The sequence below is a fragment of the Bifidobacterium sp. M0404 genome, assembly GCF_016101415.1.
Lineage (GTDB): Bacteria > Actinomycetota > Actinomycetes > Actinomycetales > Bifidobacteriaceae > Bombiscardovia > Bombiscardovia polysaccharolytica.
The window spans coordinates 44438-64841 of record NZ_JACFQP010000005.1 but is presented as its reverse complement, the minus strand read 5'-3'; the positions used below and the strand labels follow the sequence as shown (position 1 = coordinate 64841).

Annotated in this window: 13 protein-coding genes and 2 pseudogenes; 11 read left to right on the top strand and 4 right to left on the bottom strand. The window is 62.6% G+C overall.

What is annotated here, in order from left to right; genetic code table 11:
- Positions 1 to 3: 3 nt before the first annotated feature.
- A pseudogene (locus tag H3T93_RS09340) lies at positions 4 to 157 on the top strand (ACT domain-containing protein); the annotation flags it as partial.
- Between the two features lie 215 nt (positions 158 to 372).
- On the opposite strand, the gene H3T93_RS08675 reads toward H3T93_RS09340, so the two are convergent.
- The gene (locus H3T93_RS08675; RefSeq protein WP_144176671.1) at positions 373 to 1026 is read right to left on the bottom strand and encodes a tRNA (cytidine(34)-2'-O)-methyltransferase; all 654 of its coding nucleotides are present in this window, start codon (positions 1024 to 1026) and stop codon (positions 373 to 375) included.
- A gap of 90 nt (positions 1027 to 1116) precedes the next feature.
- Here H3T93_RS08675 and H3T93_RS08670 point away from each other — a divergent pair, with 90 nt between their 5' ends.
- The 4 genes from H3T93_RS08670 (at position 1117) to H3T93_RS08655 (ending at position 10874) form a co-directional block, all read left to right on the top strand.
- On the top strand, positions 1117 to 2172 hold the full coding sequence (locus H3T93_RS08670) for an A/G-specific adenine glycosylase (protein WP_144176672.1): 1056 nt from the start codon (positions 1117 to 1119) through the stop codon (positions 2170 to 2172).
- A 30-nt stretch (positions 2173 to 2202) separates the two neighbouring features.
- Positions 2203 to 2865, top strand: coding sequence for a hypothetical protein (locus H3T93_RS08665; RefSeq protein WP_144176673.1), 663 nt, complete (start codon positions 2203 to 2205; stop codon positions 2863 to 2865).
- Between the two features lie 193 nt (positions 2866 to 3058).
- Positions 3059 to 6625, top strand: a complete 3567-nt coding sequence (gene rpoB, locus H3T93_RS08660) for a DNA-directed RNA polymerase subunit beta (protein WP_046322549.1) — start codon at positions 3059 to 3061, stop codon at positions 6623 to 6625.
- A gap of 88 nt (positions 6626 to 6713) precedes the next feature.
- Entirely contained in the window at positions 6714 to 10874 is a 4161-nt protein-coding gene (locus H3T93_RS08655) for a DNA-directed RNA polymerase subunit beta' (protein WP_144176675.1), read from the top strand.
- Positions 10875 to 11302: 428 nt separating this feature from the next.
- On the opposite strand, the pseudogene H3T93_RS09335 reads toward H3T93_RS08655, so the two are convergent.
- Positions 11303 to 11489, bottom strand: a pseudogene (locus H3T93_RS09335) (hypothetical protein); the annotation flags it as partial.
- A gap of 233 nt (positions 11490 to 11722) precedes the next feature.
- On the opposite strand from H3T93_RS09335, the gene H3T93_RS08645 reads away from it, so the two are divergent.
- The 6 genes from H3T93_RS08645 (at position 11723) to H3T93_RS08620 (ending at position 15865) form a co-directional block, all read left to right on the top strand.
- On the top strand, positions 11723 to 12523 hold the full coding sequence (locus H3T93_RS08645) for a hypothetical protein (protein ID WP_144176678.1): 801 nt from the start codon (positions 11723 to 11725) through the stop codon (positions 12521 to 12523).
- 110 nt (positions 12524 to 12633) lie between these two features.
- Entirely contained in the window at positions 12634 to 13203 is a 570-nt protein-coding gene (locus tag H3T93_RS08640; protein WP_232348789.1) for a DUF805 domain-containing protein, read from the top strand.
- 218 nt (positions 13204 to 13421) lie between these two features.
- Entirely contained in the window at positions 13422 to 14129 is a 708-nt protein-coding gene (locus H3T93_RS08635; protein ID WP_144176682.1) for a hypothetical protein, read from the top strand.
- A 74-nt stretch (positions 14130 to 14203) separates the two neighbouring features.
- Positions 14204 to 14863, top strand: a complete 660-nt coding sequence (locus H3T93_RS08630; protein ID WP_144176684.1) for a DUF805 domain-containing protein — start codon at positions 14204 to 14206, stop codon at positions 14861 to 14863.
- Between the two features lie 41 nt (positions 14864 to 14904).
- Positions 14905 to 15429 carry a hypothetical protein gene (locus tag H3T93_RS08625; protein WP_144176685.1) on the top strand — a complete coding sequence of 175 codons (525 nt, stop codon included), beginning with the start codon at positions 14905 to 14907 and terminating at the stop codon, positions 15427 to 15429.
- Positions 15430 to 15445: 16 nt separating this feature from the next.
- Positions 15446 to 15865 (top strand): YbjN domain-containing protein, encoded by a 420-nt coding sequence (locus H3T93_RS08620; RefSeq protein ID WP_186363848.1) that lies wholly within the window; start codon positions 15446 to 15448, stop codon positions 15863 to 15865.
- Between the two features lie 878 nt (positions 15866 to 16743).
- On the opposite strand, the gene H3T93_RS08615 is transcribed toward H3T93_RS08620, so the two are convergent.
- Both H3T93_RS08615 and H3T93_RS08610 read right to left on the bottom strand, forming a co-directional pair.
- Complete coding sequence (locus H3T93_RS08615; protein WP_144176689.1) at positions 16744 to 19158, bottom strand: transglutaminase-like domain-containing protein; 2415 nt, start codon at positions 19156 to 19158, stop codon at positions 16744 to 16746.
- On the bottom strand, positions 19155 to 20402 hold the full coding sequence (locus tag H3T93_RS08610) for a DUF58 domain-containing protein (protein ID WP_144176691.1): 1248 nt from the start codon (positions 20400 to 20402) through the stop codon (positions 19155 to 19157). The genes H3T93_RS08615 and H3T93_RS08610 overlap by 4 nt, the downstream gene beginning before the upstream one ends.
- Positions 20403 to 20404 lie beyond the last annotated feature (2 nt).

Here is a 20404-nt window from a genome sequence, read left to right as displayed (position 1 = left end):
CTCATGGACAAGGCAATCATCACCATTGTGATCAGGGGCAGGGTGGGCATCATCGCCGCTGTCTCCACATTATCTATTAGGCCACAAAGTGAACGTGTTGAAAGTGAATGTGTTGGATGTAGCTCAAACCATCATCGATGGTTTCTTCAGCATGATGTAGATCGTGGGCTGCTCGGATTTCGACATCCCTTCGACGACTTGTTGGACTGATTGGAGACCTTGGGTGAGGTCATAGGGGGGTGAATTCGGCGGTCTGATGGACTGTGGTCCGTTATCTCCATGAGTAGGAAATCCTGCGCAGACTTCGTCAATCGGGGCGGGCACATCCCGGCGCCCATCCACAGCTTCAAGAACTGAGTGCGCTCGCGGGGTTCAGCGGCCGCCTTGGAATCCCAGCTGCCGCCAGGCCTCGTAGATGGCGATGGAGGCGCAGTTGGTCAGGTTCAGGCTGCGCAGGCTGGGCCGCATGGGCAGCCTGACCTGTTCGGCTACGTGAGGGCCGGCCATGATGTCCATGGGGTCGGGGATGTCGCCGGGTTCGGGTCCGAATAGGAGGATGTCGTCGGGCCGGTAGCTGATCTCGGTGTAGAGCTTGTCGGCGTGGGCGGTGAAGGCGATGATCCGGCTGTTGGGCATGGAGCGGACCAGGTCGTCGAAGTCCGGGTGGAGGACCACGTGGGCCATGTCGTGGTAGTCCAGGCCGGCGCGGCGCAGTTTGGTGTCTTTGAGGTTGAAGCCCAGGGGTTCTATCAGGTGCAGGATGGTGCCGGTCACGGCGCACAGGCGGATGGCGGAGCCGGTGTTGCCGGGGATTCGCGGCGAGTAGTAGCACAGGTGGGGCGTGGAGGTTTTCACCCGGCTGGCCTGATCGGCTTTCATCATGGCGTCCACTACGGAGATGGGGTTGCCGTGGGCGTCGGTGACCAGCTCGTCGGGACCATAATTCGATTTGCGGTATCCGTACTCGTACATGCTGTCGACGGCCTTCGACGGGTCGCCGGACCGCTCCTGCTCCTGCCTGTTCATGAGGCCAACCTACCGTCGCCAAACGACAGGCCAGGCAGTGCCGGTCGGCACCGTCGGGCAGAATACGGCGGTTGAATGAGGCGGAATCGGATGGCGAAGGGCGGTGTGACCATGGAGAACGCAGAAACGGCCCTGGTGGAGAGTGAGCCCATCCGCCTGCGGCTGTTCGACTGGTGGAGCCGATACGCCCGCGACCTGCCCTGGCGCTTTGGGCGAACCACACCCTGGGGGGTTCTGGTCTCCGAGGTCATGAGTCAGCAGACCCAAATGAGCCGGGTGGTGCCCTACTGGACGGCCTGGATGAAGGTCTGGCCGGATGCGGCCTCCCTGGCTGCCGCACCCAAGGCCGAGGTCATCACGGCCTGGGGCCGGTTGGGCTACCCGCGCCGAGCCCTGCGCCTGCAGGAGTGCGCGCAGCAGGTGGCCGGCCGGTATGCAGACCGGCTGCCCCGGGATTACGACCAGCTGGTGGCCCTGCCTGGCATCGGCGACTATACGGCCAGCGCTGTCATGAGCTTTGCCTACGGCGAGAGGATCGCCGTCATCGACACCAATATCCGCAGGGTGCTCTCCAGGGTCTTTCTGGGGCGTGAATCCACCGGGGGCGCTGCCAGTCGAGAGGAGCGCCAGCTGGCCTGGCAGGTCCTGCCCGAGGACGAGGCGCAGGAGAGTTTTCGTGCCGAAGACGGAGGCCTGGAGGATGCCGGTGCCGAGGACAGCGGCGGCCAGGAGGGTAGTGGCCGTTTGGGATCGGCTGATCCGCAGATCCGGTCGGCGGCCTGGCGGGAGCCGCCCTCGGCCCGATGGAACCAGGCTGTCATGGAGCTGGGCGCCACAGTCTGCATCGCTCGCAAGCCGGCCTGCGACATCTGCCCTCTGGCCGGTTACTGCTGTTTCCTCAAGGCTGGGATGCCCGGTTTGGGCGCTGGCAGGACCAGACCTCGGCAGCGCTTTGCGGGCACTGATCGGCAGATTCGCGGATCAATCCTCCAGGCACTGCGGCAGGCTTCCGGCGCGCCCGTCTCCAGAAAGGACCTGAAACACCTGTGCGACGACGAAATCCGACTTGATCGGTGCATCGCATCCCTGGACGAGGACGGCCTTCTTGAGATTGGCCAGGACGGCCGCCTAAGCCTGCCGCAGTGAAGGCCGCCCTAGCGATTAGACTGGGTTAGTATGGCCAAGCGACGCATGAGCGAGAAGAAGCGACGGATGTACCGTCGCCGGAGGATCGCGGCCGCCCTGCTGGCGGTGCTCTTCCTGCTGGTCTGTGCTGGCCTGGTCTGGGGCGTGGGGGCAGGAATCAGAGCCCTGCGCGGAGGCGATGGGGGCCAGGGTGCCTCGACCAGCGCCCAGCAGTCCGCAAAGACCAAATCTAAAGACAAGGACAAGCAGGGCAAAGATCAGAAGAAGGATGCTGGCAAGAAGCGTTCCTCAGGAGCTCCTGACTGTAACAAGGGGGATCTGGCGCTGGAGCTGGCTGCGCCCGATCCTAGCACTGAGGTAGGCGGGTCCATCGACTTTACGGCGACCATTCGTCACAAGGGAACAGGCTCATGCTTGGTGGACGGCTCCGACGGCGGCCGCGTGCTGGTCATCACCAGCGGTCAGGATACTGTCTGGCGCTCCGATGCCTGCCCGGTGGGGGCTCGTACGCTGCTCATGGCCACGGGCGACAAGGATGTGCAGACCATCATCTGGCATGCCGACAGGAGCCAGGAGAGTTGCCAGCCCGACGAGAAGCTGCCACTGGTCGACGCCGGTTCCTACAAGGCCAAGTTGGTGCTCAAAGCCGATTCCAACGTGGTCTCCCAGCCGGTGCCGGTCATGATCCAATAGCAGCTTTTCCAAGACGACACGCCGATTGCGTCCATGGTTCTTGTCTGCTATAGTTTTGACTTTGCATGAGGTATGTCATATAGCGGGCATGCATCATCGAGGAGGTGCCCGCGAATAGGCATATGGCGGCCGTTCGGCATCTCCCTGGGTAACAGGAATGATCGAGTACGGCGAGCGATAAGGAACGTCCATTTTGGCTGCCAATAAAGCTGTAAGTAGTACCACCGCCACGCAGGCACGCGCTGACGAACACGACATCAAACTGCACAAGGCCACCGATCGTGTCAATTTCGGATCCATCCGCGAACCCATCGAGGTACCCTACCTCCTGGGCGTGCAGACCGATAGCTTCGACTGGCTGGTCGGCAACGACCGCTGGAAGAAGCGGGTCGAAGAGGATCAGGTCAATGGGACACACACCGTGGCTCCCGTCTCCGGCCTGGATGAGGTTTTCCAGGAGATCTCTCCCATTGAGAACTTCGCACAGACCATGAGTCTGACCTTCTCGGATCCCTACTTCGAGGAGCCTCGGCACACGGTCCAGGAGTGCAAGGAGAAGGACTACACCTACTCCGCCCCCCTGTATGTGAACGCCGAGTTCGAGAACGGGGACACCGGCGAGATTAAGTCGCAGACCGTCTTCATGGGCGACTTCCCGCTGCAGACCCCCCACGGAACCTTCATCATCGGCGGCTCGGAGCGCGTCATCGTCTCCCAGCTGGTCCGCTCTCCCGGCGTATACTTCGATCGCACCCAGGACCGCAACTCCGACAAGGAGATTTTCGGGGCCAAGATCATCCCCAGCAGGGGCGCATGGCTGGAGTTCGAGATCGACAAGCGTGATGTGCTGGGCGTGCGCGTGGACCGCAAGCGCAAGCAGTCCGCCATCGTCTTCCTCATGGCCATCGGCATGACCAAGCCGCAGATTCGCAAGGCCTTCAAGGGCTATCCGCTGGTGCTGGACGCCCTGGAGAAGGAGACCATCGAGACCCAGGACGAGGCCCTGACCGACCTCTACAGGAAGATCCGGCCTGCGGACACCGCCTCGCCCGAGGCTGGCCGCAACCTGCTGGATTCCTTCTACTTCAACACCAAGCGCTACGACCTGGCCCGGGTCGGCCGCTACAAGATCAACCGCAAGCTGGGGCTTGAGGCCGACTTCAACGACCGCAGCCTGCATCCCGAGGACATCATCGCCACCCTGAAGTACCTGGTGACCCTGCATGCCGGCGGGCAGACCTTCCCCGGCCGCCGCGATGGCCAGGACATCGAGCTGCGGGTGGACGTGGACGACATCGACCACTTCGGCAACCGCCGCATCCGTCAGGTGGGCGAGCTGATCCAGAACCAGCTGCGCACCGGCCTGAGCCGTATGGAGCGCGTGGTCCGCGAGAGGATGACCACCCAGGATGCGGAGGCCATCACCCCGCAGTCCCTGATCAACATCCGCCCGGTCAACGCCACCATCAAGGAGTTCTTCGGAACCTCCCAGCTGAGCCAGTTCATGGATCAGAACAACCCGCTGGCCGGCGTGACCAACAAGCGTCGTCTCTCGGCCCTGGGCCCCGGCGGCCTGTCCCGCGACCGTGCCTCCATGGAGGTGCGCGATGTGCACCCCTCCCACTATGGACGCATGTGCCCCATCGAGTCCCCTGAAGGCCCCAACATCGGTCTGATCGGCTCCCTGGCAACCTTCGCCCGGGTCAACCCCTTCGGCTTCATCGAGACCCCCTACCGCAAGGTCATTGATGGCCAGGTGACCGACGACGTGGTCTACATGACCGCCGACCAGGAGTCCGAGCACACCATCGCGCAGGCCAACCAGGAGATCGACGAGACCGGACACTTCGTCGAGGACGAGGCCCTGGTGCGTGACGCCGAGGCCGAGGCCAAGGATGTGCCCGTCTCCCAGGTGGACCTGATGGATGTCTCCCCCCGGCAGATGGTTTCGGTGGGTGCCTCCCTGATTCCCTTCCTGGAGCACGACGAGGGCCACCGAGCGCTGATGGGCACCAACATGCAGCGTCAGGCCGTCCCCCTGGTCAAGTCCGAGCGGCCCCTGGTGGGCACCGGCTCCGAGTGGCGCTCCGCCATCGACTCCGGCGATGTCATCCTGGCCGAGAAGCCGGGCGTGGTCACCTATGTCTCCGCAGACATCATCCGCGTCATGAATGACGACGGCACCCAGTCCTCCTACAAGCTGGCCAAGTTCCAGCGGTCCAACCAGACCACCTGCTACAACCAGGTCCCCTTGATCAAGGACGGGGAGCGGGTCGAGGCCGGCACGGTCCTGGCTGACGGCCCCGCCACAGAGAAGGGCGAGATGGCCCTGGGCAAGAACGTCCTGGTGGCCTTCATGCCTTGGAACGGCTACAACTACGAGGATGCCGTCATCATCTCCCAGCGGCTGGTCCAGGACGACACCCTGAGCTCCATCCATATCGAGGAGTACGAGACCGACGCCCGCGAGACCAAGCTGGGCGCCGAGGAGATCACCCGGGACCTGCCCAACGTGGGCGAGGATGCGGTGGCCAACCTGGACGAGCGCGGCATCATCCGCATCGGCGCCGAGGTCGAGGCCGGGGACATCCTGGTCGGCAAGGTCACCCCCAAGGGCGAGACCGAGCTGACCCCCGAGGAACGGCTCCTGCGAGCTATTTTCGGCGAGAAGAGCCGCGAGGTGCGCGACACCAGCCTGCGGGTGCCCCACGGCGAGACCGGCACGGTCATCGAGGTCAAGGAGGTCACCCGCGAGGATGCCGAGGAGGACGGCGATGAGCTGCCCAACGGCGTCAACCGGATGATCCGGGTCTACATCGCCCAGCACCGCAAGATCACCCAGGGCGACAAGCTCTCGGGCCGCCACGGCAACAAGGGCGTCATCTCGAGGATCCTGCCCGAAGAGGATATGCCCTTCATGGCCGACGGCACCCCCATCGACATCATGCTCAACCCGCTGGGCGTGCCCTCCCGTATGAACCTGGGCCAGGTCCTGGAGCTCCACCTGGGGTGGATCGCCCACTCCGGCTGGGACATCAGCCTGGATCCCGACCTGGAGGCCGAGTGGAAGAAGCACATCCCGGCAGGTGCCGAGAAGGCCGAGCCTGGTACTGCTGTGGCCACCCCGGTCTTCGACGGCGTGCGTGAGGATGCACTGAACGGCCTGCTCAAGACCACCCTACCCAACCGTGACGGCGAGCGCCTGGTGGGCGACGACGGCAAGGCTGTACTTTACGACGGCCGCACCGGCGAGCCCTTCACCAAGCCGATCTCCGTGGGCTACATGTACATGCTCAAGCTCCACCACCTGGTGGATGACAAGATCCACGCCCGGTCCACCGGCCCCTACTCGATGATCACCCAGCAGCCCCTGGGCGGCAAGGCCCAGTTCGGCGGCCAGCGCTTCGGCGAGATGGAGGTCTGGGCCCTGGAGGCCTACGGCGCCGCCTACACCCTGCACGAGATGATGACCACCAAGTCCGACGACGTGGACGGCCGCGTCCGGGCCTATGGAGCCATCGTGCGCGGGGAGAACCTGCCGGCGGCCGGCATCCCCGAATCCTTCAAGGTGCTGCTCAAGGAGATGCAGTCGCTCTCCTTGAACGTGGAGGTGCTCAACGCGGAAGGCAACGTGATCGAGATGAAGGACGAGGACGACGACCCCAGCGCCGCCTCCGACGACCTGGGCTTCAACATCGGCGCCCGCCCGGACGCCGCCGCCAAGGCCGACCAGTCCGCTCCCGAGCCGGAGTACCGCTGAACCACCAGTCACAGGGATGCCCGCCTGACGGGCATCCCGCCAAGAGGCAAACTTCAGAGCAGTTACAAGATCAGAGACAGGACACAGAGTGCTGGACGTCAATGCATTTGACAAACTGAGAATCGGACTGGCCACGGCCGACGACATCCGCGGCTGGAGCTATGGCGAGGTCAAGAAGCCAGAAACGATCAATTACCGTACCTTGAAGCCCGAGAAGGACGGCCTGTTCGGCGAGCAGATCTTCGGACCCACCCGCGACTGGGAGTGCGCCTGCGGCAAGTACAAGCGCGTGCGCTTCAAGGGGATCGTCTGCGAGCGCTGCGGCGTGGAGGTCACCCGTTCCCGCGTCCGCCGCGAGCGTATGGGCCATATCGAGCTGGCCGCCCCCGTCACCCACATCTGGTTCTTCAAGGGCGTGCCCTCCCGGCTGGGATACCTGCTGGACATCGCGCCCAAGGACCTGGAGAAGGTTATCTACTTCGCGGCCTACATGGTCACCAAGGTGGATGAGGAGCAGCGTCACAAGGACCTGCCCGACCTGCAGGACGAGTTCGACAATGAAATCTCCCAGCTGGAGAAGAAGCGCGACCTGGAGATCGACAAGCGCGCCAAGAAGCTGGAGGAGGACCTGGCCGAGCTGGAGAAGACCGACGAGGTCAAAAGTTCAATGAAGGCCCGTCTGCGCAACGGAGCCGAGCGGGACATGACCGCCATCCGCAAGCGCTATGATGACCAGATTCAGCGGATCACCGCCGTCTTCGACCGCTTCAAGACCCTGAAGCCCGGCGACATGGAGGGTGACGTTGATCTGTGGCGGGAGATGCAGGACCGCTACGGTGACTACTTCGAGGGCTGCATGGGCGCCGAGGCCATCAAGAAGCGTCTGCAGGACTTCGACCTGGAGGGTGCCGCCAAGGAGCTCCGTCACGAGATTGACACTGGCTCCGGTCAGCGCAAGGCCCGTGCCCTCAAGCGGCTCAAGGTGGTCTCCGCCTTCCTGAACACCGGCAACAAGCCCGAGGCCATGGTTTTGGATGTCGTCCCGGTCATCCCGCCCGACCTGCGCCCCATGGTGCAGCTGGACGGCGGCCGCTTCGCCACCTCCGACCTGAACGACCTCTACCGGCGCGTCATCAACCGCAACAACAGGCTCAAGCGCCTGATCGAGCTGGGCGCCCCCGAGATCATGCTCAACAATGAGAAGCGCATGCTCCAGGAGGCAGTGGACTCCCTCTTCGACAACGGCCGCCGTGGGCGTCCCGTCACCGGAGCCTCCAACCGTCCCCTGAAGTCCCTGGCAGACATGCTCAAGGGCAAGCAGGGCCGCTTCCGCCAGAACCTGCTGGGCAAGCGTGTGGACTACTCCGGCCGTTCCGTGATTGTGGTCGGGCCCTCCCTGCGCATGCACCAGTGCGGCCTGCCCAAGCCCATGGCCCTGGAGCTCTTCAAGCCCTTCGTCATCAAGCGGCTGGTGGACCTCAACTACGCGCAGAACATGAAGAGCGCCAAGCGCCTGGTCGACCGTGGCGATCCCGAAGTCTGGGGCGTGCTGGAGGAGGTCATCTCCGAGCATCCCGTCCTGCTCAACCGTGCGCCTACGCTGCACCGTCTGGGCATCCAGGCCTTTGAGCCCATCCTGGTCGAGGGCAAGGCCATCCACCTGCCCCCGCTGGCCTGCGCGGCCTTCAACGCCGACTTTGACGGCGACCAGATGGCAGTCCACCTGCCTCTGTCGGCAGAGGCCCAGGCCGAGGCACGTTCGCTCATGCTGGCCTCCGACAACATCCTCAAGCCCGCTGACGGCCACACGGTCACCATGCCCTCCCAGGATATGATTCTGGGTCTGTATTACCTGACCACCGTGGTTGACGGCGCCAAGGGCCAGGGCCGGATCTTCTCCAGCCTGGCCGAGGCCCGGATGGCCCTGGACCTGGGCGAGATCGACATGCAGGCCAAGATCCTGCTGCGGGTGCCCGCCGACTTCGTCATGCCCAAGGACTGGAAGCCCGGCGACCTCAAGGTCATCGACCCCGAGCCCGGCAGCCCTGACGTGGTCAAGGAGGAGGTCTTCAAGGACGGCTCCAGGCTCTTCGCCACAAACTACGGGCGGGTCCTGTTCAACCGGACGTTGCCTGTGGACTACCCCTTCATCAACGAGCAGGTGCCCAAGGGCAAGCTGTCCGGCATCGTGGACGACATCGCCACTCGGTACTCGACCGCACAGGTTGCGGCGACCCTTGATGCCCTGAAGGATCTGGGCTTCACCCGGGCCCAGTGGTCCGGCGTGACCATGGCCTTCTCCGACATCGTGGTGCCGCCCGAGCGCGGCGAGATCGTCAATGAGTACCAGGGGCAGGCCGCCAAGGTCAACTCCCAGTACGACATGGGTCTGCTGACTGACGAGGAGCGCCGTCAGGAGCTGATCAACCTGTGGACCGAGTGCACCGACAAGGTGGCTGATGCCATGCAGAAGCACTTCACTCCGGACAACAACGTGAACATCATGGTCCAGTCCGGGGCACGAGGCAACTGGATGCAGATCCGCCAGATCGCCGGTATGCGAGGCCTGGTGGCCAACCCCAAGGGCGAGATCATTCCTCGACCGGTCAAGTCCAACTACCACGACGGCCTGTCGGTGCTGGAGTACTTCATCTCCCAACACGGCGCCCGCAAGGGTCTGGCCGACACCGCACTGCGTACCGCCGAGTCGGGCTACCTGACCCGTCGTCTGGTCGACGTCTCCCAGGACGTGATCGTGCGCGAGGAGGACTGCGGCACCATGCGCGGTCTGACCATGAAGGTGGCCGAGCGCGACGAGCAGGGCAACCTGGTCCTGGTCAAGGCCGCCGACGGCGGACCCTACTCCAGGCTCCTGGCCGCTGACGTCATTGACCCCAAGGACGGCAAGACCGTGCTCTACAAGCGCGGCGACGCCCTGTCCATGGACGTCCTGCGCGACATGGTCGCCCACGGTGTGGAGGAGGTCAAGGCCCGCTCGGTCCTGACCTGCGAGTCCACACGCGGGGTGTGCGCCAAGTGCTACGGCTGGTCCCTGGCCACCAACAAGCTGGTGGACGTCGGCGAGGCCGTGGGCATTGTGGCCGCCCAGTCCATCGGCGAGCCCGGCACCCAGCTGACACTGCGTTCCTTCCACTCCGGCGGTGTGGCTTCGGCCTCCGACATCACCCAGGGTCTTCCTCGTGTCACCGAGCTCTTCGAGGCCCGCACCCCCAAGGGCGAGGCTCCTATCGCGGAGTTCCCCGGAACCGTCAAGGTGGAGGACACCGACCGCGGCCGTCAGGTGACCCTGACCCCGGACGACACCTCTGTGGAGGCGCTGACCTACCCGGTCACCCGCCGTGCGCCCATGATGGTCAAGGACGGACAGCACGTCGAGGCCGGCACCCAGCTGATCGAGGGCTCCGTGGATCCCAAGAAGATCCTGCGCATCCTCGGCCCGCGCGCCGCCCAGGTGAACATCGTCAACGAGGTGCACACGGTCTACCGCTCCCAGGGCGTGGACATCCACGACAAGCACATCGAGGTCATCGTCCACCAGATGCTTCGCCGCGTGACGGTCATCGATTCGGGGGACACCGACCTGCTGCCCGGCGAGCTGGTCGACCAGGCCAAGTTCAAGGCCGCCAACATGAAGGCCGTCAAGGCCGGAGGCAAGCCGGCCGCGGGACGTCCCGAACTCATGGGCATCACCAAGGCCTCCCTGGCCACCGACTCCTGGCTGTCGGCCGCCTCCTTCCAGGAGACGACCCGCGTGCTCACCGAGGCCGCCCTGAACCAGAAGGTCGACGACCTGAAGGGTCTCAAGGAGAACGTGATCATCGGCAAGCTGATCCCTGCCGGCACCGGCCTGGCCAGGTACCGCAACGCCACCGTGGAGCCCGACAAGGCCATCCGCGACACCATCTACCCCAACTTCGGCCTGGGTGGCGGCGACGTGGACCTGAGCGATGCCGACCTGAACGATGTGGACTTCTCCAACATCGACTTCGGAGACCTGAAGCTGGGCGACGACTTCAACCCGGACGACTTCCTCAACGACCAGGGCGGCCAGAGCCATCTGGACACCCCCAACGTGCAGGATCCGTCGGCTGAGTCCGGCGATCAAACGGCTGCCGCAGGCACGGGATCCTCGGATGCCGCCGATGGCAGTGACTCCGATCAGAAGCCGTCGCAGCAGCCTGGTTCGGCCACCTTCTCCTCTTCGGAGGACCAGCACTCCAACCAGTGAGTGCCTGCACGGCCAGTAGCCGCAGATCTGTTCGGGCCGGATGATCCGGCCTCGCGGATTCGGCTGCAGGATATGTGATAAAGGATGAGGGCCCGTACGATCATAGCGATCGCACGGGCCCTCATCTTGTTTTTCTTGTGGTCAAGATTGCAGGCAGACAGTGACGACGATGGCTGTAGATAACGGTTATTTGGTGACTAAATCTCAGCAGGAAGGAAATGTCATTGTGGGTCCAGTCATGTAGGCAGGTCTGCGTAGCCGGGTTTTGATGCCTAGTAGGAGCAGGATCGTGAGGGCGGGTAGCCAGACCGGTATGGTCCAGAGTGTCGTTTTTGTTATCAGGGGTCCGTGCTGTTTCCAGGAGGAGGGTGGAGACTGGGGGGATGCTTCCTGCCTGCCGACGGTGGTTCTGCCTTGGGTGGTGTGGTCGTCGTGGGGAGGGTCGGCCAGCGGGGGTGGTGGCTGGCGGACCAGGGTGCGTGGGTCGGGTGGTGTGGGGTCCAGGGATTTGTCCGGGGTCTTGGTCTCTGGTGGTGTGGGGTAGAAGGGGATCCATCCGAGTCCCTTCAGACTGACCTCCACCCAGGCCTGGGCATCACGTCCCGTCAAGTCGATTCGAGTGCTCCCGTCCGCTGAAGCCGGATGGCAGGCTGGACCCGTCCGCCTCCTCTGTTGTCAAAGACGGGGTCGAGGCCTTGAAGCGTCAGGTCTATAATCAAGATAAAGGCGGTATCGGGTGGAAGACGTCGGTGTCTGAGAGCCTTGGTTATTTGAAGCCTTTCTCGCCGTTAGCCGGTTCTTTGGGTTCCGTGCTTGCGCAGGTGTAGGGCGAAGGGTGAGTGGTGGTGATGTCTGTGTCGACCGGTGGGCGCGTTGGTGCCGGCGGGGTGTCGGATGGCGTTGATGATCGGGTTGATGCGTTTGTCCTGTCGTCGATCATGTCGCGTGTGGTGGGGAGCATCCCGCATGCGCGGCCTGGTGCCCGTGAGTTCTCTCTGGGCGGGGTCCTGTGGAAGACGGTGCTGTACGGAATGACCTATTTAGCCGGGTTCGCCTGCGGCTGGTTCCTCCTGTTTGACCAGGACCAGGATTGGATCCGCATGCGGATAGGTCAAGCTGTTTTGCTTGCTGTGCTTTCCGGATTTGCTGTTCTGATCCTGTTGGGGCGGTATGAGGATGGGAAGGGGCGCCCGGGGCCCTGGTTTGTGATGTTGTCGCTTCCGTGCGCTCCAGGGTTCGGCATCATATTGGGTTCTGGCGCCCGCTATTCCGGTGGCGTGATCCGGTGGATTCTGGTGTCGGTGGCTGTGTTGGTGGCTGTTGGGGTGTTGGTATTTCCGGTGGTGATGCGGCTGGTGCGCAACGGGTTCGTGTGGTGGGCGGCGATGGTGGTGTTGTGTGTGGTGCCGTCCTGGATGCTGGCCAAGGTGACGGGGTCGGCTGGCGCGTCCTCGTTCTGGTGCTGCGTGGTGGGCATCGTCGGCGCCTTGTGGTTCGTGCTGGACATGTGGGCGATCGAGAAATGCGCGAGCACGCATCGTGATGCGGCTTTTGAGTGGTTGGCGGCCTGGGCACTGGTGTTCGATCTGATCCTGCTGATCGCTTCCCTCCTGGGAACCTCCAATGATGACGACGATGCCGGCCGGTGACGCCGGACGGTGGGTTGCGCCATGGGTGTGTTTGCGTTGATGTCGATATTGGATGTTCCGTCCCGACAATCCGTCGGGATGGGTTTATGAAGAAAGTGAAGGTGAGGATTATGGCCAGTGCCTTGTTATCGAAGAGGCCGCCTCGTGTGGATGTGATGAAGGGGTACGAGCCCATGTACGATGCGACCATGCAGGAGTGCATGCAACGGCCCTTCTACCTGTATGCGAGAGGGAAGGGACGTTCCTGCCGCAAGGAGATATGGGTTTTTGCCGCGTTCGTCTGGGTCTTGGACACCTTCCTGACCCGCTTGTTCTCTTCGGGTCTCTTGGCCGTCATACCGGGGTTGTTCTCCCTGGCGGTGCTGGTGCCTATGTATGCCCTGATGGTGCGGCGTCTGCATGATCTAGCTTTGTCGGGGTGGTTGGCGCTCGTCCCCTATGTGCTGGAGGTGGTGGGCGTGGGTCTTATTGTCGGTCCGATGGTGTCGGATACCTTGGAAGGATTGGATCCGTCCGCCCCTTCGCCCCTGGGGGTCATCATCCTCCTTCTGGCTGTAGTAGTCCGGCTGGCCATCATGTGCGTTCCCTCGCGTCATCGTCATCCAGTTGTCGATAACGGAAGCCTCAGTGTGAGTCGCACTGGTACGGCACAGTATCCAGGGAACCCGAACGGACAGTGACCCCTCTGCTGTAACAGGAAAGGGTGAACCTCGACGATGCGGGATGGAAAGAGACCTGCATGAACGGCACTGATGCAAGACCGGAATCGACGGCTTGGCGGGTCAGGCGGCGGATTCGGGGGCTTTGAGCAGGAGGATGGTGTGTGATGGCTGATAGTGTTTCTGGTTCCTTGCGGCTTCCTGTGGGGAGGTCCTGGCTGCAGAGCGCGTCTTCGGTCATGTCGCGGGTGGCGGGGTGTGCGCGTCATGCGCCTGCGGGGGAGCGTGCCTTTTCCCGTGCCGGCGTGGTGCGCAAGCTGGCGGTGTGCGGGGCGGCCTTCCTGGCGGGGTTTGTACCGGGCTGGGCGTTCCTGTACGACCAGGAGGAGCAGTGGGTGCGCGACCGTTGCATCCTGTTTCTTCTGGTGGGTCTGTTTTCGGTTTTTGCGATGTGGTGGTTTTTGGGCCGGTTCGAGAGCCGTGGGGGGCGTCCGGGGTTCTGGTGCCTGGCGCTGACGATGCCGCTGATGCCCTGCTGGGGGGTGGCGTTCGGCGCGATTACCGGCGCGTATCCGGGTGTGATGCGTTGGGTGTTCGTGTCGGTGGCTGTGCTGGTGGTGGCCGGGATAACCTGGCTGCGGTTTGTGTCGGATCTGGTGCGTGGCCGTGTGGCGGCGTGGGCTGCTTCTGCTGCGTCGTGCGTGGTGCCGTCGTGGATGGTGTGCCTGTTGTTCGGGGGTTCCCCTTTGTCGTGCCTGCCCTGGTGCGTGGCGGTGGGAGCAACGGGTGCCTTGTGGTTTCTGCAGGACCTGTGGGCGATCGACTATTGTGCGGGCGACGACCGTGACGCCTCCTTCGAGTGGCTGGCGGCTTGGGCGCTGATCTTCGACCTGATGACCCTGGTGGCCGCCCTGGCACGCGGCAGCACCGCCGCACAGGATCAATGAGGGCGTTACTGGTAAGGAATCGTCCAGGCCTTTACTGGGCTTCAGGCCTTACGTAAACGATATCTACAGCCGTAATGCAATCCACGCTGGTTGTCGACAATGAAGTTGGTTGCGGCGGAATCTGTTCTGGCTGGCCGCTCGAGTTGCATGGAAGGAAGGGGACCGTGGCTGTTGCCTTGTTCGAAAATAGACCGCCTCGTGTGGCAGAGATGAAGGGTTTCGAACCCATGTATGACGCTACATTTCGAGAATGTCTGCAGCGGCCGTTCTACCTGTTTGCCCGGGGGCGGGGGAGATCGTGCCGCAAGGAGATATGGGTGTTCTTCATCGTTCTATCAATTGTAGAGCAGGGCCTGAGTAAGGTATGCGGCGGGGGATCCTGGGCTCTCATCTCCCTGGTCTTTGACCTGATCATGGTGGTGCCAGAGTATGCTCTGGAGGTGCGGCGTCTGCATGATTTATTGCTGCCGGGATGGCTGACTTTGATTCCGTACGGTCTTATGGTTATAGCCACGATTGGTCTGGTGAAATCTCGAATGTTGACCATAGGTGGCGGTCCTTTGCTTTTGGCTGTCATCCCGCTGCTCGTGGCGATAGTGATTCAGCTGGTCATCATGTGCACGCCTTCCCGTCATCGCCGTCTGTCCTTTGACAACGGGGCAATTGACAACGGAGTAATCGACAACGTGACAATAGGGGCGGGAGTGAACCAGTCGGGTACGACCCGACCTTGACTGACTAGCCTGCACGGGTGGATTTATATAAGGAGACTGGGATGACTGATACTGCTGCGGATGTGGAAGGCCAGGGAACCGCTGGGATGAGTGTGGATGAGCAATTATTGCAAGGCCTTCCAACTCCCATTGCCCGCATAATACGACTGCTCGCTCAGCGGGGGATACCCTCGTACGTCAATGCCAGCGGCGGTCCTGTACTGGTGCCGTTGGTCGACTGCGGCATTACTTTTGTAATGAGCAAAAGTCTGGATTCCATTGGTTTCACAAGTCTGTGGAGCCGGGGATTCAGCTCCGCCAGGTATCGGGATGCGGTGAATGTCTGTACTGAATGGAACCGATCAGTTGGATATCTCAAGGCCTATGCCACCGAACCTTCCTTAGAGCAGAACCAGGCCGTCAGGATAGCGGGAGTCGGGCAGATTATGTGCGACGAGCGGGATGAGGTACTGGGACAGCGTCTCGATGATTCCATCTATCTGATACAGAATCTTTATGCTTGGGTGAATGATCAGTGCCCGGATCCCATACGCATACCGAACGCACCGTACGGAAGAGGGGCATGAACAAATGGAACAGCCGATGAAAACCGTGGTTGACGGGAAGAGAATACGGCAGTGGCTGGATGCCCAAGGATACCGTGTCGAGTATCATGAGCAGGCCTGGATCGGTTTATGGGGGAATATTGTGCTCGATTTCAGTGTACGTGGCGAGCATGATGAGTATCTGGTGGTTCATGGGACTGAGCAGGGCAGTCATCCGAATGGCCAGCATGATTTGCTTGAGGATTGCTGCAATGCCTGGAACCGGTACTATGAGGGGCCGGCTGCCTATTTGCAGAGTTCCGAAAAAGGCCTGGTCTTCCACACGTTGTTCGTGGTGAATTGCCAGGGCGGGATGGATGATGACCAGTTCGATCGCCTGCTGAAGTATGCCATGGCGGGTTCGGACGGTTTCCTTCGCTTTGCCCAAGAGCAGCTGTCGAAGATAAGGATTGCCTAGGACGAAGTGCAGGGTCAGGCGTGACCGTGCTTCCGGAGCATGCACGCTGGCGGTAAACCCCCACGAGGCGAAATGCCTGGCATGGCCGCTGACCTGTATGCCGGGGTTTTGCAGGCCATAGGGGATGCAGCGCTGGTGCGCGCAGAGGAGCGCGCGGTTCTACAGAGGTGCTCTGGCAACAGGATTATCCGTACTTTGCCGGTGATGACAAGGTTCCACGGATGATACTGGTTCCTGCTTTTCAGACTCAGCAAGGTTGATACTGGTGCTTTTGGGCATCCGGAGTGGTCTCGGTCGGTTGAGGCGTTCGCGCAAACAAGCAAGGAGTTCAATGTGGATGCCTACCATGCCATGCTGGTATCGATCCTCCCAGCGGGCATGTCCCGGACCCTGCCGGGGTGATGGCGCCAGCGCTGCGTCTTCTGGTTCTGGAACTCGATGGTAACGACTCAGCTCAGCAGCCACCGCAGCAGTCCGGCGATGCCACATTCTCCTCCTGCCAGGACTAGCATTCCAATCAGGAGCGTCTGAGCGTCTGAATAACTGAGCAACTGGTAGTCGTGGATTCGGTTGCAGGACATGCGATAAAAGATGAGGGCCTTTACAATCCCAGCGATCGTAAAGGCCCTTGTTTTGTTTTCCTCTGCGGTCCAGGTTATCGGAGGACAGTGGCAAACAACGACTGTCCGGTGACCGTGTCTACACCTGTTGTCCATGGGCGCAGCTGGTTGGCCATAACTTTGCGTGTAAGCCCTGCATCAGTGGGTTGGTAGGGTCTTGATTCTTGAAGCTCGATCGTAGAACACGCTCTCTTCCATGCGATATCACTGTCTGGGCAGGAAGGAGATGTCATGGCGGGTCCAGTCATGAGGAGCGGGTCAGTGCAGGTGTCTGGGGGAAAGCAGGGTGCGCCAGCGTCGGGTTCGTGGCAGGGATGCCAGGATGTCGGATCGGAGCTTGTCCACCAGCTGCCAGCAGTCTTCGGCTTCCTGTTCATCGGAGGGGTGCCGGTCGAAAGAGGCCTGATCGGCCATGCTGCGCAGTCGATCCAGATCCCCGCGCAGTCCGGCCGACGAGGACCCTGGGGGGTCGGTCAGAAGCGTCTGGGCAATCAGAGCCGCTTGCTCGCTACGGGTGCCGTCCAGGGACAGACCGGTCTGCCTGCCCAGGTTGCCGATCTGTCGCCAGCCGGCGCGGATACGTGTCTTTGGGTCACCCGTCGACCGTGCCCGTCTGCGCAGCGAGGCCTTGACGGCCAGTAGGAGCAGGATTAGGAGAGTCGGCAGCCAAACCGGCATGGTCCAGAGCGTCATTTTGGCTATCAAGGGTCCGTGCCGTTTCCAGAAGGAGGGTGAAGACTGCGGGGATGCTTCCTGCCCGCCGACGGTGGTCCTGCCCTGGGTGGTGTGGTCGTCGTGGGGAGGGTCGGCCAGCGGGGGCGGTGGCTGGCGGACCAGGGTGCGCGGATCGGGCGGTGTGGAGTCCAGGGATTTGTCCGGGGTCCTGGTCTCTGGCGGTGTGGGGTAGAAGGGAACCCATCCGAGTCCCTTCAGATTGACCTCCACCCAGGCCTGGGCGTCACGTCCCGTGAAGTCGATTCGGGTGCTCCCGTCCGCCTGGGTCCTGGTCCGTGCTCGGCTGATGGAACCGTCATGGTTCTTGGGCAGAAATCCCAAGACCACCCGGGATGGCAGACCCATCTGCCTGGCCAGGAGTGCCATGGCCGAGGCGTATTGTTCACTGTCGCCCACCATGGCCTGGCCCTGCAGGAGCTGGTTGATTCGATAGTCACCATGGCCGGAGGGCGAGGGATAGTCGCCGGCCAGACCATGGGAGAACCATCCCTCCTTGTGTAGCCGTTCCTCGATGGCCAGTGCCCTAGCGCCGCCGCGCACCTGCATGGAGGTCATGGAGGCAGCCGCTTTGGGCAGGCTTTCAGGGGCATCCGACAGGGGAGGCACCTGCGCATCTCCCGGATCGCTGTCGGCTATGCGACGCGTTGCGGGTCGGTTTTGGGCCACGCCGTGCACTGTATAGCTGGCTCCTGCCTGTAGGGCCTGATCGGTCAGAGCAGTGTCCGTAGCCTTGTTGAAGTAGAGGTCTTTCCGTTGCAGGTCCTGGTCCGGATCGATGCTGCCGACCTGTCCGGCGGAGGGCAGCCAGGCGTGGTCGAATCCTTCCCGAATTAGAAAGGTCGCGGTAAAGGGCTGTCCGGTTTGTTCGCCGTCCTTGGTCTTCTCCTGCTGCCTTTCTGTGCGGATCTGGGCGCCGATGCGCCGGTAGTCGGCGGCTCCTGCGCCTGAGGAGTCGGACAGATTCCAGACCTTGCCGTCATAGCGGTCCATGACTGCCATCCGGACCGGCGTGCCGGCGGGCAGGTTGCGTACCGTGACCAGGGTATCGTCGCGGTGTCGCTTGATATAGGCACGGTAGTCGCTCAAGGGGCTGGTGAACTGGTAGGGGTCCATGGGCGGCTGATAATGGTCGCGGATGACCTGCCGGGTCGGAGCAGGCAAGATTCCAGCGGAGAAAATCATTCCGGCTGCTAGGGCCAGGGTCAGGAGAGTGGATGCGAGTCCTTGTAGACGCAGCAGACCCAGTCCACTTGCGCTCCAAATCAGCAGAAGCAGCCAGAGGATGCCGCCCGTCAATGCCGGATAGAGGCCTCTGCTGGTGCCTAGGGCTGCTGACACAATCATGGTGGCCAGGATGGGCAAGGTGGCTGCCAGGACGGCCGCTGGGTGTGTCGGCCGTCCCAGATTGCGGCCCAGGCCATGGCGGGCCAGCAGCACCGCCAGATAGCAGGTCCAGAGCATCAGCGTCCACAGGGCCATCAATCCGCCGGCTTCCTGGCCAAGGGGTGGGTCGATGGCTGCCAGGGTCTTGAAAGCACCGAAGGTAGCGGACCACCCTTGTGCCAGGGTTGCCCAGGTGGGCAGGACGTGGGCCAGTGTTGTGCCGTTCAGAGCGAAGATGGGGCCCAGCAGGAACTGGCCCGCAATCAGCAGCAGAGGTTGGAGGAGGGCTGTGGCAATACTGCGGTGGGGGAGCATGGCGATCAGTAGTCCGGCCAAGCAGGCTATGGCTCCCACTGTCAGCCAGAAGGACAGGCTGCCGTAGACCGGCAACAGCTGCAGTCCGGCCATCAGATCGAGCGGAACCAGTGCGGCGACCAGAATGATAGGGGAGCGGCGCCAGGTGGGGTCGACTGTGGATTGCAGATCAGTCCGGTCGATCAGACGAATCGGCTCCCTCTGGGCTTGCTCCATCCATGATGCTGATGATGTGCTCATGGCTGGTTCTCCAAGAGGATGGGGAGGTCCCGAATACTACCCAAAACGGCGTTGACCAGGCCCGGTTGTGCCTGCAGGCTTGGATGAGCATCCAGGTCGGCAGCCAGCAGCATGACCGGGGAGGCGCTCTGAGCCGATTCGCCCATCAGCGCTGAGGGTTGGCGGTCGCCCATCGAACCGGTTACCAGAATGGTCAGGCTGGTCCGCTCGGAAGCATCAGCCCGGTCAAGTGAGTCATAGCCGCCTTGGCGGGGGTGGATGGCACTGCAGGCGTCCAGAAAACTGCGGGGATCTTCCGTGGGCAGGGTGGTTCCATGGGCATCGGAATCATCAGGTTCCGGGGCCAGCGCTTGTAACCGACGGCCATCAAGCAGGCATTGGCAGCCCAAGGAGGCGTAGATTTCAACTGCCAGCTCGAACTCATCCGCGTTCCGGTAGGAGGCGGCCTGGCCGTCCAGGATCAGTTCGGTCCTAGTACGCAGGGTGGGCTCATACTGGCGGACCATCAGGGTGCCGGCCCGGGCAGTGGACAGCCAGTGGACCCGCTTCATGTCATCGCCCGGAGCATAGGGACGCAGGGCATGGAATTCCAGGTCGTCGTCGACAATGCCCGGACCAGGATCCCCCTCCAGGTCGCGTTCAAGTCCGGCTTCAAGGGGCGGCAAGGCAACCGTGCGGGGATGGATATAGAGTTTTCGGGCGCCTGCCAGGATTCGACGGCGGCGGATGAGTCCCAGCGGATCCCCGGCCTCCATGGTCACCGGGCCCAGGTCAATCACGCCACGGGACCTGGCTTCCAGCTTCAAGCGGATCTGATGACTCTGGCCGGGAGCCAGGGCAGGCAAAGGCGCCATGACGGCTGCCTGGCCTAGAGCCAGACCGATTCGGCCGCGGCGGGTGGAGCGGTTGCCCGGGTTGGTCAGAACCAGGACCAGCTCGGCCTGGCCACCCACCTCCAGATGTCCCTGGTCCAGACTCGTTTCAGCGCTACAGGACAGATTGCCCAGGCTCATCAGTAGCCCCAGCAGCAGCATGCCTACGCCCAGCAGAACACCCGCAAGCAGTTCACGCCAGCCAGTCGGGACGAAGGCCAGAGCACAAACGAGTGCGGCCAAGGCCATAGCCCGGCCCAGGGCAGTGACCGACTGCCAAAGGTCAGCTGTCTGGGCTCGTATGTCCTGTCTGGATCCGGCCGAGGATGCCGGTCTTGCCTCCGGGGCAGGTCGGCGGGCGAAGGCGGTCATGG